This window comes from Paractinoplanes aksuensis (assembly GCF_024137025.1).
GTDB lineage: Bacteria > Actinomycetota > Actinomycetes > Mycobacteriales > Micromonosporaceae > Actinoplanes > Actinoplanes aksuensis.
Window position 1 is genome coordinate 91851 of record NZ_JAMYJR010000003.1, and the last position, 13644, is coordinate 105494.

The 13644-nt window shown below is 70.6% G+C and carries 11 protein-coding genes; 6 read left to right on the forward strand and 5 right to left on the reverse strand.

Annotated elements, in window-relative coordinates; translation table 11 throughout:
• Positions 1–156 precede the first annotated feature (156 nt).
• The 4 genes from M1L60_RS04755 to M1L60_RS04770 all read left to right on the forward strand — a co-directional run bounded on the left by M1L60_RS04755 (position 157) and on the right by M1L60_RS04770 (position 5036).
• Positions 157–1110 (forward strand): pirin family protein, encoded by a 954-nt coding sequence (locus tag M1L60_RS04755; RefSeq protein ID WP_253236041.1) that lies wholly within the window; start codon positions 157–159, stop codon positions 1108–1110.
• Between the two features lie 1155 nt (positions 1111–2265).
• Positions 2266–2703 (forward strand): hypothetical protein, encoded by a 438-nt coding sequence (locus tag M1L60_RS04760; RefSeq protein ID WP_253236042.1) that lies wholly within the window; start codon positions 2266–2268, stop codon positions 2701–2703.
• A 444-nt stretch (positions 2704–3147) separates the two neighbouring features.
• Positions 3148–4689 carry a dolichyl-phosphate-mannose--protein mannosyltransferase gene (locus M1L60_RS04765; protein WP_253236043.1) on the forward strand — a complete coding sequence of 514 codons (1542 nt, stop codon included), beginning with the start codon at positions 3148–3150 and terminating at the stop codon, positions 4687–4689.
• Positions 4690–4754: 65 nt separating this feature from the next.
• Positions 4755–5036, forward strand: a complete 282-nt coding sequence (locus M1L60_RS04770) for a DUF1905 domain-containing protein (protein ID WP_253236044.1) — start codon at positions 4755–4757, stop codon at positions 5034–5036.
• A gap of 30 nt (positions 5037–5066) precedes the next feature.
• On the opposite strand, the gene M1L60_RS04775 is transcribed toward M1L60_RS04770, so the two are convergent.
• The 4 genes from M1L60_RS04775 to M1L60_RS04790 form a co-directional block, all read right to left on the reverse strand.
• Entirely contained in the window at positions 5067–5474 is a 408-nt protein-coding gene (locus M1L60_RS04775) for a pyridoxamine 5'-phosphate oxidase family protein (RefSeq protein WP_253236045.1), read from the reverse strand.
• A gap of 103 nt (positions 5475–5577) precedes the next feature.
• Complete coding sequence (locus M1L60_RS04780; protein WP_253236046.1) at positions 5578–6990, reverse strand: DUF2252 domain-containing protein; 1413 nt, start codon at positions 6988–6990, stop codon at positions 5578–5580.
• 144 nt (positions 6991–7134) lie between these two features.
• On the reverse strand, positions 7135–8370 hold the full coding sequence (locus M1L60_RS04785; protein ID WP_253236047.1) for a DUF1501 domain-containing protein: 1236 nt from the start codon (positions 8368–8370) through the stop codon (positions 7135–7137).
• Between the two features lie 6 nt (positions 8371–8376).
• On the reverse strand, positions 8377–9888 hold the full coding sequence (locus M1L60_RS04790; RefSeq protein ID WP_253236048.1) for a DUF1800 domain-containing protein: 1512 nt from the start codon (positions 9886–9888) through the stop codon (positions 8377–8379).
• Positions 9889–10003: 115 nt separating this feature from the next.
• On the opposite strand from M1L60_RS04790, the gene M1L60_RS04795 reads away from it, so the two are divergent.
• Positions 10004–11047: an ROK family protein gene (locus tag M1L60_RS04795; protein WP_253236049.1), complete on the forward strand. Its 1044-nt coding sequence runs from the start codon at positions 10004–10006 to the stop codon at positions 11045–11047.
• A gap of 162 nt (positions 11048–11209) precedes the next feature.
• A complete protein-coding gene (locus M1L60_RS04800) occupies positions 11210–13192 on the forward strand; it encodes a PPC domain-containing protein (protein ID WP_253236050.1) in 1983 nt (660 codons plus the stop codon).
• Positions 13193–13220: 28 nt separating this feature from the next.
• On the opposite strand, the gene M1L60_RS04805 is transcribed toward M1L60_RS04800, so the two are convergent.
• The gene (locus M1L60_RS04805) at positions 13221–13616 is read right to left on the reverse strand and encodes an STAS domain-containing protein (protein WP_438862070.1); all 396 of its coding nucleotides are present in this window, start codon (positions 13614–13616) and stop codon (positions 13221–13223) included.
• Between the last annotated feature and the right edge of the window lie 28 nt (positions 13617–13644).

Genomic DNA, 13644 nt, shown 5'->3' on the forward strand with positions numbered 1-13644 from the left:
TCAGTTACGCGAACGCTCACATCGTCCTGCCCCCCATGCCGGTGTGAGGTCGTGCCTGCGCGGTAGTGCCGGGACCAGGAACGGCGGCGGGGTATCACCCCGCCGCCGTTTCGCCTCATCATTGTTTTGTCACACCCGGGGCGTAGCGTCCCCGGTGTGAGTAGCTTCGAAGCGGATCCCGAGGTCGGCCTGTCCGCGCCGGCCGCCATGGAGCTGCTCGAGGGCGCCCCCGTCGCGCTGGGCGGCCCCCGCGGCTTCGCTGTCACCCGCACCCTGCCCAACCGCCAGCGCCGCATGGTCGGCGCGTGGTGCTTCCTCGACGCCTACGGCCCGCACGACCTCGCCGAGTCCGAGGGCATGCGGGTCGGCCCGCATCCCCACACCGGCCTGCAGACGGTCACCTGGTTGGTCGCGGGCGAGGTCTTCCACCGCGACAGCCTGGGCAACGCCCAAGAGATCCGCCCCGGCCAGCTCAACCTCATGACCGCGGGCCGCGGCATCTCCCATTCGGAAGAGACGCCGGCCGCCCACACCCCGGTCCTGCAGGGCGTCCAGCTCTGGGTCGCGCTGCCGCACGCCGTCCGCGACATGCCACCGGCCTTCGCCCACCACGCCGATCTGCCGGTCGTCACCGAGCCCGGTTACACCGCCAAGGTCATCATGGGTACGTTCGCCGGCGTCACGTCACCGGCCCGCTGCCACACCCCACTGATCGGTGCCGAGCTCACCCTCGCCCCATCGGCCCAGGCCACGCTGCCTTTGAAACCCGATTTCGAGTACGCCGTGCTGGCGCTCGACGGTGCTCCCGTGATCGACGACGTCACGCTCAAACCGGGCCCCCTGCTCTATCTGGGCTCGGGCCGCACGTCCGTGGCCGCCGCCACCGAGTCCCCGTCCCGCTTGCTCCTGCTGGGCGGCGAGCCCTTCGAGGAACGCCTGGTCATGTGGTGGAACTTCGTCGCCCGCGACCACGACGAAATAGTCCAGATGCGCGCCGACTGGTCCGACCACACCCCCCGCTTCGGCGAGGTCCACGGCTACGACGGCCCACCCTTGCCCGCCCCACCCATGCCGATCTCCCGCTTGGTCCCCCGGGGCCGCGTCCGCTGACCACACAGTCCCTGACCCGGCACCGCGGGGGCGTTGCCGATCGCGCAGACGTTCCGGCCCACATGGGGGAGCGGTGTCGGTCGGCGCTGTCGATCTTCCTGCGGCGTTGTGGAGCCAGGCTCGTTGATCATGCGGATGTCTCCCGTGTGCCGTTGTCGATTGCGCTGACGCTCCAGTTGCTGTGGGGCGGTGTCGTCTGGCGCTGCGGATCTTCCGGCAGTGTCGAGGATCCGCGCTCGTTGGCCATGCGGATCTTCCGGCGGTGTGGTGGAGCCGTGCTCGTTGACCGTGCGGATTTTTCCGGTGTGTCGCGGGGGCGTTTGTCGACTGCGACGACGTTCCGGTTGGTGTTGGGAGCCGTGTCGGTTGGCGCTGCGGATCTTCCGGCGGTGTTGTGGAGCCATGGTCGTTGACCGTGCGGATTTTTCCGGCGTTCCGCGGGGGCGTTTGTCGACTGCAACGACGTTCCGATTGGTGTCGGTTGGCGCTGCGGATCTTCCGGCGGTGTTGTGGAGCCGCGCTCGTTGACCATGCGGATTCTTCCGCTGTGCCGCTGTCGACTGGGCCGACATTCCGTTGGTTGGGGAGCGGTGCGGGTTGGCGCTGCGGATCTCCCGATACCGGTGAGGAGCTGCGCTTGTTGACCTTGCGGAGTCCGTCCGCTGTGCCGCCCGGCGATGTTGGCGGACTGTGCCCGTCGACGGCTTCGCGCCCTGAGTTGCGTGTCGTGTTTTCGCACGTGACGCACCACGGGTGCGTTGTGCGAGGCAATCGGGTTGACGCTGATCGCGGTGCGACGGATGGTCGGAGGACGGCCTCGCCGCAGCGAGCCCGGAGCCGGAGCGAGAGCAGCCGTGAGCCGGGGGCCGCACGAGCGCCGGAAACAGAACTAGCCGTGTGTCGGGCGGAGTCGGGAGCCGGCGGAAGCCGGGTGTCGGGCTGGGGCCGGGGGCCGGGGGAACCGGGTGTCGGGCTGAGGCCGGGTGCTGGTGAAGCCGGGTGCCGGGCTGAGGCCGGGTGCTGGAGAAGCCGGATGTCGGGCTGGGGCCGGGGGAATCGGGTGCCGGCCGGGGCCGGGGGCCGGGGAAGCCGGGTGTCGGGCTGAGGCCGAGGGCTGGGAGAAATCAGTACGCCGGGAACGAACCGGGAGCGTCAGTGGATCTCTGGGATGTGGGAAAGCTCGCGCTGATCGTGGCCGCACCGACCTTGCTCGGCGCGGTGGTGGTCTGGGCGCCGAAGTGGTGCGGTGCGATCGCCGACCGTTGGGAGGCGGCCCGGCCGCGTCCGCCGGAGCCGTTCGGGCCGCCGATCGAGCAGCTCGCCGCCGATCTGCGCCGTCTGCTGCGTCTGCACAATGAGCTCACCGCCTCGGCCCACCTCGCGATGCGTGCCCATCGCCTGTGGGCGGTAGAGGCGGCCATTGGCACCCGGGCGGTCGAGGCGGCCCAGGCTCTGGGCGTGGCCTATCCCGAGATCGCCCGGCACGAGACGTTGCCCCGCCGCCAGCTGCACGACCTGCTGATGCGCCTGTCCGCCGCCGGGCTCGTGCTGCCCGCCCGCGTCGGCCCCTTCACCTCGGACGGCCGCATTTAGAGGCGGCAGCGGCGTTGCAGGCGGCAGCGGCGTTGCAGGCGGCAGCGGCGTTGCAGGCGGCAGCGGCGTTGCAGGCGGCAGCGGCGCTAGAGACAGTAGGGGCGCTAGAGACAGTAGGGGCGATAGAGACAGTAGCGGCGCTAGAGGTGGCAGCTGTATTGGAAGCGGCCGCCGCGTTGGGTGGGGACGGCTGCGTGTAGAAGCGCCGACAGCATTGACGTCAGCCGGGCCCGCATCCCGCCGGTGCGCAGCCCAGGTGTGCTCCGGCAACCGCCGGTTCGCCGGCCACGCCTCAGTGACGGGCCTAGATGACCTGGTCGCCGGATCTGGAACTGCGTGGATGGTGTGGCTTGCACGATCTAGAACTCCAGGCATTCAGATCTATAATTCACGCGGGGCTGATCTGGCGCGCCACGAACGGGCGGCAGGCCCTACGATCCCGGGGTGACTACTGCGGCGACGGCAGAGACCGAGCTGAATCCTGAACCGCCGGGGAGCCCGGAACCGGCCGGCTCCGTGCCCGACGTCGTGCGGCGGCGCCTGGCCACCCTGGAGAACTGGCTCAACCCGTACTCGTGGCTGGTCACAGCGGTCGTCGTGGTGATCGCGGGCATTCTGCGGCTCAACGGCCTGGCCGACGCCAAGGGGTACATCTTCGACGAGGTGTACTACCCGACCGACGCCTGGGACATGCTCACCCACGGGGTCGAGTGGGACGCCGAGAAGACCAACGGCCCGGCCTACGTCGTCCATCCGCCGCTCGGCAAGTGGCTGATCGCGCTGGGTGAGCTGGTCTTCGGCAACAACGAGTGGGGCTGGCGGGTCCCGACCGCGATCGCCGGCACGCTGATGGTGCTGATCCTGATCCGGGTCGCCTACCGGCTGTTCCACTCGATCCTGCTGGCCGGCACGGCCGGGCTGCTGCTGTCGCTCGACGGCTTCCAGCTGGTGCTCTCGCGGGTGTCGCTGCTCGACATTTTCCTCGGGCTCTTCATTCTTGCCTCGTTCGCCGCCGTGCTGCTCGACCGTGATCACTACCGGCGCAGCCTGCTGCGGCAGCTCGAGACGGGCCAGAAGCGCTGGATCGTCCCGTGGTGGCTGCTGGTCGCGGGCGTGCTGTTCGGCCTGGCCTGCGGCGTGAAGTGGAGCGCGCTGTTCTTCCTGCCCTTCTTCGGTGGGCTGGTGCTGGTGTGGCGGGTGCGGGCCCGCCAGTCGGCCGGGTTGCGCCGCTCGATCCTGCCCGACCTGGGCTGGGGCGTACTCAGTGTCGTTCTGACCTTCATCTTCTATCTGGCCACCTGGACCGGCTGGTTCGTCACCAACACCGGCTACTTCCGGCACTACCGCGAGGCGAACGGCCTGAGCGAGCCGCCGATCCTGGGCGCCCTGCTCAACCTGCTGCACTACCACCAGGAGGCCTACTCGTTCCACAGCGGGCTGACCTCGAAGCACCCGTATCAGTCGTGGCCGTGGCAGTGGCTGCTGATCGGCCGGCCGGTCAACTTCTATTGGCCGGGTGGCACCGACTGCGGCGCGCCGAACTGCGCCCGCCAGATCATTCTTCTCGGCACGCCGATCCTGTGGTGGTCGTTCCTGCCCGCATTGGCTGTCGTGCTGTGGTTCGGCCTGGCCCGCCGCGACTGGCGCGCGTGGGCGATCCTGGTCCCGGTGGCGGCCGGCCTGCTCCCGTGGTTCTACTACGCGATCAAGGACGGCCGGACGATGTTCTCGTTCTACGCGCTGCCGGCCCTGCCGTTCCTGATCCTGGCCGTCGTCTACGCCCTCGGCGCGATCATGACCCCGCGCGAAGGCATAGCCCAGGGCAAGGCACGAACAGATCGCCAGCTCGTGGGCACGGTAGTCGTCGGCATGTACGTGGCCATCGTGGCCCTCTGTTTCGCCTACTTCTTCCCGATATTTGTGGGCATATCCATTCCGTACGAGGATTGGAGCGCCCGCATGTGGCTGGGCAGCCGCTGGATCTAAGGCGTGTCGATCACGCAGTAGCCCGCGTGATCGGCAGGACACGCCCCATACGGAAAGGACCCGCTATGGTCGCCGGACCGCTCGACATCACGTTCACCGCGACGCTCGGCAAGGTCCGGGAGCGCGACACCTGGACCTGCGTCCAGCTGCCCGGCTCGGCCGAGATCTTCGGGACGCGGGGCCTGGTCAAGGTGGCCGGCACCGTCGACGGCGAGCCGTTCGAAGGGGCCTTCATGGCACTCGGCGACGGCACCCACAAACTCCCCGTCAACGGCGCCGTCCGCAAAGCGATCGGCAAGACCGACGGCGACGAGGTGGTCGTCCACCTCGCCCGCCGCCGCTACTAGCAGCTCCCATCGGCGCGCACCGCCGGCGGGTCAGGAGTCGAGGAAGCGGCTCGAGCCGAGGATCTTGGTGACCGTGACCTCGATGGCCACGCGCGCCGGGTTGGGGCGGGGCGTGCGGTAGCGGGCGGCGTAACGCTCGACGGCTTCGGCCACCGCGTCGGGGTCGTCGCGCACCACGGCCAGGCCCTCGACGGTGGCCCAGCGCGGGCCCTCGACCTGGCAGATCGCCACCCGTGTCTGACCGGCGCGGACGTGCCGGACGTGGGCCGACGTGGAGGACGAGATGACCCGGGCCAGGCCGGCCGCCGGGTCGAGGGTGGCGCCGACCGCGACCACGTGCGGCGAGCCGTCCGCGCGCAGCGTGGTCAGCGTGCACAGGTGCCGCTCGGTCCAGAACTCCAGCAGCTCAGGGTGGTCGATCTTGACGCGGCCGCTCATCGGGGGCCCGCCCCGCGGTTTCGGATGCTCACCCGATCATGATGTGGGCCGGGCCGCGACGAGCCGCAACCGGGGTGCGGCGAACTGCGGAACAGCGGCGGGGTCAGGCGGTCTGAGCCGGGAGGATGCCCTGGCGGACGGCGGCGGAGAGCTCGGCGTGGTCCCGTTCGACCTGGTCGGCGTACGTGCGGGCGAAGCGACTCAAAGCGTCGGCCATCTTGCTGCTGCCGCCGATGTAGCCCGCGATCATCGAGGCCCCGCTGGTGCGGGCGTGCGACTTGGCCAGCAGGTAGCCGCAGATGCCCGCGTAGTCGCCCAGGGCCGGCGCGTCGATGCCCTCGACGACGATCGCGCCCTTCATGTCGCGGAACTGCCGCACATAGAACTGCATGTCACCGACCGTGGCCCAGCCCAGGAGCGGATCCGACACCGTCTGCAGCGCCTGCTGATACTCGACCACCCGCTGCCCCTGGTGCCGGTGCCAGGCCGCGTCGCCGTGCTGGTGGTGCGCCACGACCGACCGCCGGGCCTGCTTGAGCTGCAGGAACAGCACGTCCGAAGAGCTCGAACCCTCGCACAAGGCCACGTACGCCCGGAGCCCGACCGACCCCACGCCGACCACCTTGTGTGCGATGTCGACGATCCGGTAACCGGCCAGGATGCGCGCCCAGTGCGGCGGCAACGTGTTCAGGTAGCCGTCCAGCGCCTCGGCCAGCAGCTCCCGTTCGCCGTCGCTGGGCCGGGTGATCAGCGGCGGCTCCTCGACCAGGCGGGCCGTGCCGTCGTGCCGTTCGGTGAAGCGGGGGAGCGCCCGGTCGCTGGTGCGGCGGCGGGCCCGGCGGGCGGCCCGGTCGATCTCGGCCCGGAAGCTGGGCCGCGACGCCGCCGAGCGCAGCCGGTCGACGTCCATCTGGGCGAACGAGCGGGCCAGCAGCGGCTGGTCGGCCAGGTGCTGGATCTGCAGCTGGTATTCCTCGACGCAGTGCCGCACGGCGTCGGCGCAGGCGTGCTCCTTGAAGCCGTTCTGCCGGCCGGCCACGTACACGCTGGTCACGAGCCGGCGCAGGTCCCACTCCCAGGCGCCGGGGTGGGCCTCGTCGAAGTCGTTGAGGTCGAACACCAGCTCGCGCTCGGGCGAGGCGTAGAAGCCGAAGTTGCCCAGGTGGGCGTCGCCGCAGATGACCGGGGTGATGCCGGTCGCGGGCAGGGTGGCGAAGTCGTCGGCCATCACGTTGGCCGAACCCCGCAGGTACGCGTAGGGCGAGGCGATCATCCGGCCGACCCGCACAGGTACGAGCCAGGGCTGCCGGCCCGCATTGGCCCGCTGGATCTGGGTGACCGGGTCGACCCGGGTCGCCGGCGCCGACCAGTGCGCCATGTCGGACCGGTGCGCGCGTTCGCGCAGTGACCGGCCCAACTCGTACCGCTCGGCCCGGGGGCGCGCGGGGAGCCGCAACGAGGCGAAGCCCTCGTCGACGGCGCTCTCGAGGACGACGTGCCCGGTTGCTGGTTCCATCACGGCCACCCTAAACGCAGAGGTGGGAGGGCTATGAGGTCCAGTACTCCTCGATCAGGTTAACGTTCGTTCAACACCCGGTGTCAGAACGTGGTCGCGCACCGGAACGTCGAGACCGTGGCCAGGCCGGACGCCGGCGCCTCGTCAGCGGGCCGCGACCAGGCCGAACGTCGACGGTGCGACCGAGGGAAACACCCCGTCGAGGGACCCGAGCCCGCAGCGCTTCTGCAGGATTTCGCCGATCACGGACCGGTAGTCGGTGGTCACCGCCAGGTCGCCCGCCACGAGCGCGGCCGGGGCCAGGCCGGGCCATTTCGCGTACACCTGACCGCCCTTGACCCCGCCGCCGAGCAGCAGCATCGCGTTGCCGTGCCCGTGGTCGACCCCGCGTGAGCCGTTCTCCTGCACACGGCGGCCGAACTCGCTGATCGTCAGCAGGGTCACCGAGTTCATGCCCTCGGGGCCGAGGTCGGCCGCGAACGCCGCCAGGGCCAGGGCCAGGTCGGTCAGGTTGTCGTACATCCGCTGGCCCTTGACGGCCGGACCGAGCCCCTCGTGCATGTCCCAGTCACCGCAGTCGACCGCGGCCGTGGCCAGGCCGACCTTGGCCTTGATCAGCCGGGCCACGTCGCGCAGCGCCCCGCCCAGCTCGGTCGCGGGATAAACAGCGCCGTTGGCCGGGGTGTACGTGGCCGAGCGCACCGCGGCCGAGGCCGTCAGCGCTTTGTCGGCGGCCAGGGCGGGCGCGGCCTGCAGCGCGGGCGCGTCGGCGTACATGGCCCGCAGCGCCGCCGCCCGCGGGCGGGACGCGGAGTCGCCGGCCAGCGTGAACTTGTCGATCCCGGCCATCGAGACCGACGGCGTGGGCCCGGCGAACAGGCGGTCGGGCATGGCCGCGCCGACCGAGACCCCGGCCAGGGCCCCGGTCGCCCCGGTCGCGCCCAGCATGCGGCCCAGCCAGCCCGTGCGCAGCGAGGTGCCGGGGGCGGCGTTCTCCATCGCCTCCATGGCCGCGAAGTGTGAGCGGGTCGGGTTGGACTGGCCGACCGCGTGCACCCCGGCCAGTTTGCCGCTCTTCCACAGGGGCAGCAGCGGGGCCAGCGCCGGGTGCAGGCCGAAACTGCCGTCGCCGGCGATGACCTGGGCCTTGGGCACGGCGATGCCGGGGCGCGCCTTGTAGTAGTCGGGGTCGCCGATCGGGGCCAGGGCCGACAGCCCGTCGAAGCCCCCGTGCAGCGACAGCACGACCAGCGTGTCGCCGGTGTAACCGGGCGCCGCGTACGCGAGCTGGGTCGACACCCCCGCGCCGGCCAGCCCGGTCAGGGCGGCCGCGCCGAGCAGCCCACGCCGCGAAAGCGTCTTCTCACCGCAATCGAACATCAGTGATCACCTCAGCTGGAAGGACGGCGCGTCGAGGACCAGCGCGATCAGGTACGGCGCGTGGCCGGCGAGCGACTTGTCGGATGCGGTCAGAGGACTGGTCGGCAGCTTGCCCGCGACGCTGAGCACGGCGGCCGTGTGCGCGGCCGGCAGCTTGACCCCGATCAGGCGTACGGCCAAAGCGTCGACCAACCCGCCGTAAGTGCCCGGCAGGGCCGGGACCAGCGACTTCAGCATGTCGGCCGGTCGCACCAAGGAAGTGGGGTACCAGCCGGCGGCCAGGTTGAGGTGGTTGTTGCAGCGCATCAGGAAGCCGGACGGCGACGCCCAGGCCGCGGCCACGTCGGGGAAGCCGTTGGGCGGGCTCCACCGGAACGGCGCGTTACCCGCGTTGACCAGGCCGTTGTACAGCGCATCGAGGGCCTTGACGCCCGAGGACTCCGGTCCCAGCCCGAGCGTCCGGATCGTCGCGATCAGGTCCTCGAACGGCGTCCGTGCCTTCTGCCCGAAAGCCGCCGCGAACTCGGGCGAGGTGAACAGGGCCTTCAGCACGGGCTTGATCGCCGTGCCGTTGTCCAGGTAGACCTTGGCCAGCTTGCTGACCAGCGACGCCGGCGCCTCGTCGGCCACGAACCGCTGGCACAGCTTGACGGCCAGACGCTGCGCGGTGGCGGGGTGCCGGGCCAGGTGGTCGGCGAACGCCAGCGCCGCCGCCTCGCCCCCGGCCGGGGTGGCGTTGGCGTGCTTGAACCCGACGATCTCGACCGCACCGACGATGTGGCGGGAACCTTCGTACACGTACGAGCCATTGCTGTTGACGGTGAGGCCGGTGAGCAGCCGGGCCGCCGCATAGACGTCCTGCTCGGTGTAGACCAGGCCGACGGTGTGCAGCTCCATCAGCTCACGCGCGTAGTTCTCGTTGGGGTGGGCCTTGGTCGACGAGCGGTTGTCGAGGTAGGTCAGCATCGCCGGGTGCTTCATCGACGCCTTGAGCATGTCGGCGAACGTGCCGAACGCGTGCTTGCGGATGACCTGGGTGTCGTAGTCGGAACGGCTGTCCCAGACACCGCTGGAGGGCGCGGCCACGTGCAGGTGGTTGGCCCAGAACGCGACAGTGACCTCGAACAGCTGCCGGTTGCTCCACGCGGCGCGGGCCACCGCGGCCCGGCCCAGCTGCTTGAACGCGTCGTACGAGTTCTTGGCGATCGACGAGCGCACGGTGGCGATGCTCGCGCCGGCCAGCGGCAGCCGCGCGACGAGCTTGTCGCAGGCGGCGTCCTCGATCGCGGACGGGTTGAGCTGCCGGTCGAGCCAGCCGTTGACGCCCAGCTTGGCCGCCTCGGCCAGCGTGGCCGGGGTGGGGCCGAAGGTGGCCCGGCGCAGCAGGTGCGCGAACGGGTCGGCCGAGACCAACTGGGCGGAGCTCAAGGCGGTCGGGGCAGCGGCGGCCGGAGCGGCCACGGCGGTGGCGACAGCAGTGGCGGCACCGGCGGCGAGAAGCGTGCGTCGGGTCGTCATGCCAGATTGTTCGACCCGCCCCGGCCGGTCCGTCGCGGCTGCAACCATGACTAACGGACCCGCAATCCGCCCGCACCCGTACCGCCGGGGCGAAGTCGGACGTACGCTCACCGGTGTGGATCAGGTTGAATCGGTACGGACCCCCGCCTCCTGGGTCGTCGTCGGTCTCGACAACGGCGGCACCTGCAACAACGCCACGGTGCTGGACGCCACGGGGCGATATCTGGTCGACAGCCTCGTCGAGAATCCGAGCCTGGTCACCGACGGCCCGGAATCGGCGATCGAGCAGCTGGCCGGCGCCTTCCACAACATTCTCGAGCTGACCCGCACCCCGCTGACCTTGGTCCGCGCGGTCGGGCTCGACACCCCCGGGCCGGCCAGCGCCCAGGGCGTCATCTCGTCCAAGGGCGCGACCAACTTCAGCATGGTGTCGTGGCACGGCTTCGACATCCGCAGCGCGCTCGAGGCCCGCATCGGTCTGCCCGTCTTCTATCTGAACGACGCCAACGCGGCCGCCCTGTACGCCCACCACCAGCTCTTCGGGGCCGAGGCGATGACCAAGTCGTCGGTCGCGGCGATCGTCGGCACGGGTCTGGGCGGCGGCGTCGTCGAGGACGGCAAGGTGGTCAGCGGGGCCGCGGGCATGGCCGGCGAGCTCGGCCACGTGCAGATCCCGCTGCACGGCGTGCTCGAGGTCGGTCAGCCGGTACCCGAGTGCAACTGCGGTTTCACCGGCGACGTGGAAAGCATCGCGTCGCTCACCGGCATCAAGAAGAACCTCCTGCCGTACTGGCTGACCCGTTTCCCCGACCACCCGCTGGCCGCCGAGCCCCTGCCGCAGGCGGCGAAGCAATTGCGGTCGTACGCGGAAAAGGAGGACCCGCTGGCCCTCGCCGTCTTCGGGCAGCAGGCCAAGGCCATCGGCAAGTTGTTCACGATCGCCGCCAACTTCACCGACCCGGACGCCTACCTGCTGGGCGGCGGTGTCGTCGAGGCCTCCCCGAAGTTCCGGCAGTGGTTCCTCAACACGGTCCGCGAGAGCACCGAGCTGCGGGCCGAGCAGCAGGCCGCCGCCACCTTCGCCCTGGTCGCCGATCTCGACATGGCCGGCGCCCGCGGCGCCGCCGTGGCCGCCCTGGAGGCCGTTCAGCCCAGCTGATCACCGCGTACGCGAAAGCCGCCCCGGACCGGTTCCGGGGCGGCTTTTTGTCACCTGTGTTTCGCCCTATCGACATATGTAGATATTGACGATCGTCTTCAGTAACGTCGGCGGTGCCGTTGGGTGGCCGGGGGGCCGCCGACGAGCTGAAGGGGGAAATAGATGCGACGAAGCATCGCGACCGTCTCCGTGGCGGTTCTCGGTCTCGCGTTGATCACGCCCGGGGCCGCGCAGGCGGGGCCGCAGGCTCTTGCGCCGTCCGGCGACAAGCTGAGCCCGGCCGACCAGGCCTCGCTCGCGGCCGGGGTCGGCATCGCGCCCAAGGCGCCGTACGGGTCGAAGCCCAAGGGCCCGAACCCGTACCTGGCCGAGGTGGCCGATCCGGCCAAGGTGGACTACTCGGGCTGGGCCAACTACATGAAGACCCAGTCCAAGGCCAAGGCGGCCACGCGCGACAAGGCCGCAAAGTCGGCGGCCGTCAAGGCCGCGGCGGCCAAGCCCGCGGTCGTGGTCGACGAGGACGAACTGCCCGGCTCCTCCGGCGGCAACGACGTCCCGGTCAACGCGCAGCGGATCAACGGCTACGGCACCGGCGCCAACCAGTTCCCGAACATCCGGATCCTGGGCAGCCTGGACAACGAGGTCGTCAGCACGCCGACCGTGGCCGCCGCGCCCGAGGACAACGGCGCGATCCCGCTGGCCGGCCCGACCGGGATCGGCGTCGGCACCCAGAGCGGCGCGGTCATCACCTCGCAGATCGGCGACGGCCCGCACGGGCGGCAGACCGGCGACGGCAGCAACGACTTCGACTTCTACAAGCTCACCGCGCCCGCCGGCAAGGTGCTGACCCTGTCGACGGCCACGCCGACCGGTCCGCTGGACACGGTGCTGCAGCTGTTCACGCCGGACGGCACCCTGGTCGCGGTCAACGACGACTTCTCCGGGGTCGACAGCCGCATCGTCTACCGCGTGCCGGCCACCGGCGACTACTACCTCGCGGTCGCGGCCTACGGCGGCCTGCCCGCCGACCCGTTCGACTCGGGCAGTGGCGGCGGCATCGGCGATCCGACCCCGCCCACCGAGGGCCCGTACACGCTGACCCTGACCTCGGGCGGCGTGGACGAGGACTTCTACGCGATCAAGCTGCGGGCCGGTGACGTCATCGGCGGCTCGGTCACCGGCTCGGCGACCTACCTGACCGTCTACGACACCGAGCCGCGCGAGGTGCACGGGTCGCGTCAGGACGCGTCGTACATCTACCCGGTCGACTCGCCGCTGCCCGCCGGCGGCAACGCGGTCACCGATTACGTGGCGACCAAGGCCGGCTGGCACTACGTCGGCGTGGCCAGTGGCTCCGGCGCCTACCAGATCACGGTCGAGGCGTACCGGCCGGTGCTGCAGGGGGCCAAGCCGCAGCAGACGCTGTACCTGGACTTCGACGGCGCCCGGGTCAACACCGGCGTCTTCGGTGGCGCCGGCAACCGTGACCTCTCGCCGCTGGCCGCGTTCCTGACCCGCTGGGGCCTGACCCGGGCCGACGAGGACGCGCTGATCGACGCCGTCGTCGCCGGGGTCACCGAGAACATCAAGCACGACCTCGAGGAGAGCGGCCTCAACCCCAAGTTCAAGGTCAAGATCGCCAACAGCAAGGACAACGCCGACCAGTGGGGCAAGGCCAACGTCAGCCGCGTCGTGGTCGGCGGCACCATCGACGAGTCGGGCGTCGACACGATCGGCATCGCCCAGAGCATCGACCCGGGCAACTTCGAGACCGAGGAGACCGCCCTGGTGCTGCTGGACGTGCTGAGCGAGCCCGCGGGCTCGTCGCCGGCGTCGCTCAACTCGTACCTGACCAGCGAGAGCGACCGGCTCGCGTTCGTCGCCCAGGGCCTGGCCAACGTGATCTCGCACGAGGCCGGTCACTTCTTCGGTGACTTCCACACCGACAACCAGGACGCGCTGCCCAACCTGATGGACGCGGGCGGCACCGGCTTCGGCACCCTGTTCGGGGTCGGGCCGGACGGCGTGGGCGGCACCGCGGACGACATCGACGTCGACTTCGGTGACAGCACGTTCCTGCCCGCCGAGGGCTTCGTCGGCACCGAGGACACCCTCGGCCGGATCGTCTTCGGCCTGACCAGCTAGAACACCGTACGGGAAACCGCCTTGGGGGTTAATCCTTCAGGGCGGTTTCCACGTCGGGGAACAGGGCCAGGTAGTCGGTCAGCCCCAGCGTGTCGAAGAGGCGGCGCAGGAAGCCCGACGGCGCGGCCAGCCGGACCCAGCCGTCCTTCTCCTGGGCCCGGCCGTGCGCGGTGACCAGGACGCCGACACCCATCGAGTCGCAGAAGTCGAGCCCCGACACGTCCACCACGACCCGGGGCGCGGGCCGGTCGACGAGACGGGCCAGATTCGCCTTGAGCACGGGTGCGGTGTCGATGTCGAGGGAACCTCGCAGCACCAGCACGGCCGTGTTCGGCGGGTGGTGCGCGACCGAGACCTGCATGGGTGTGTCGCTTTCGGTGGAGATGTGCGGGGGACCGGTGGGTGGGACTTCGATGTCTCTCACCCTAGGGGAGACGATGCCCGATGGCCGA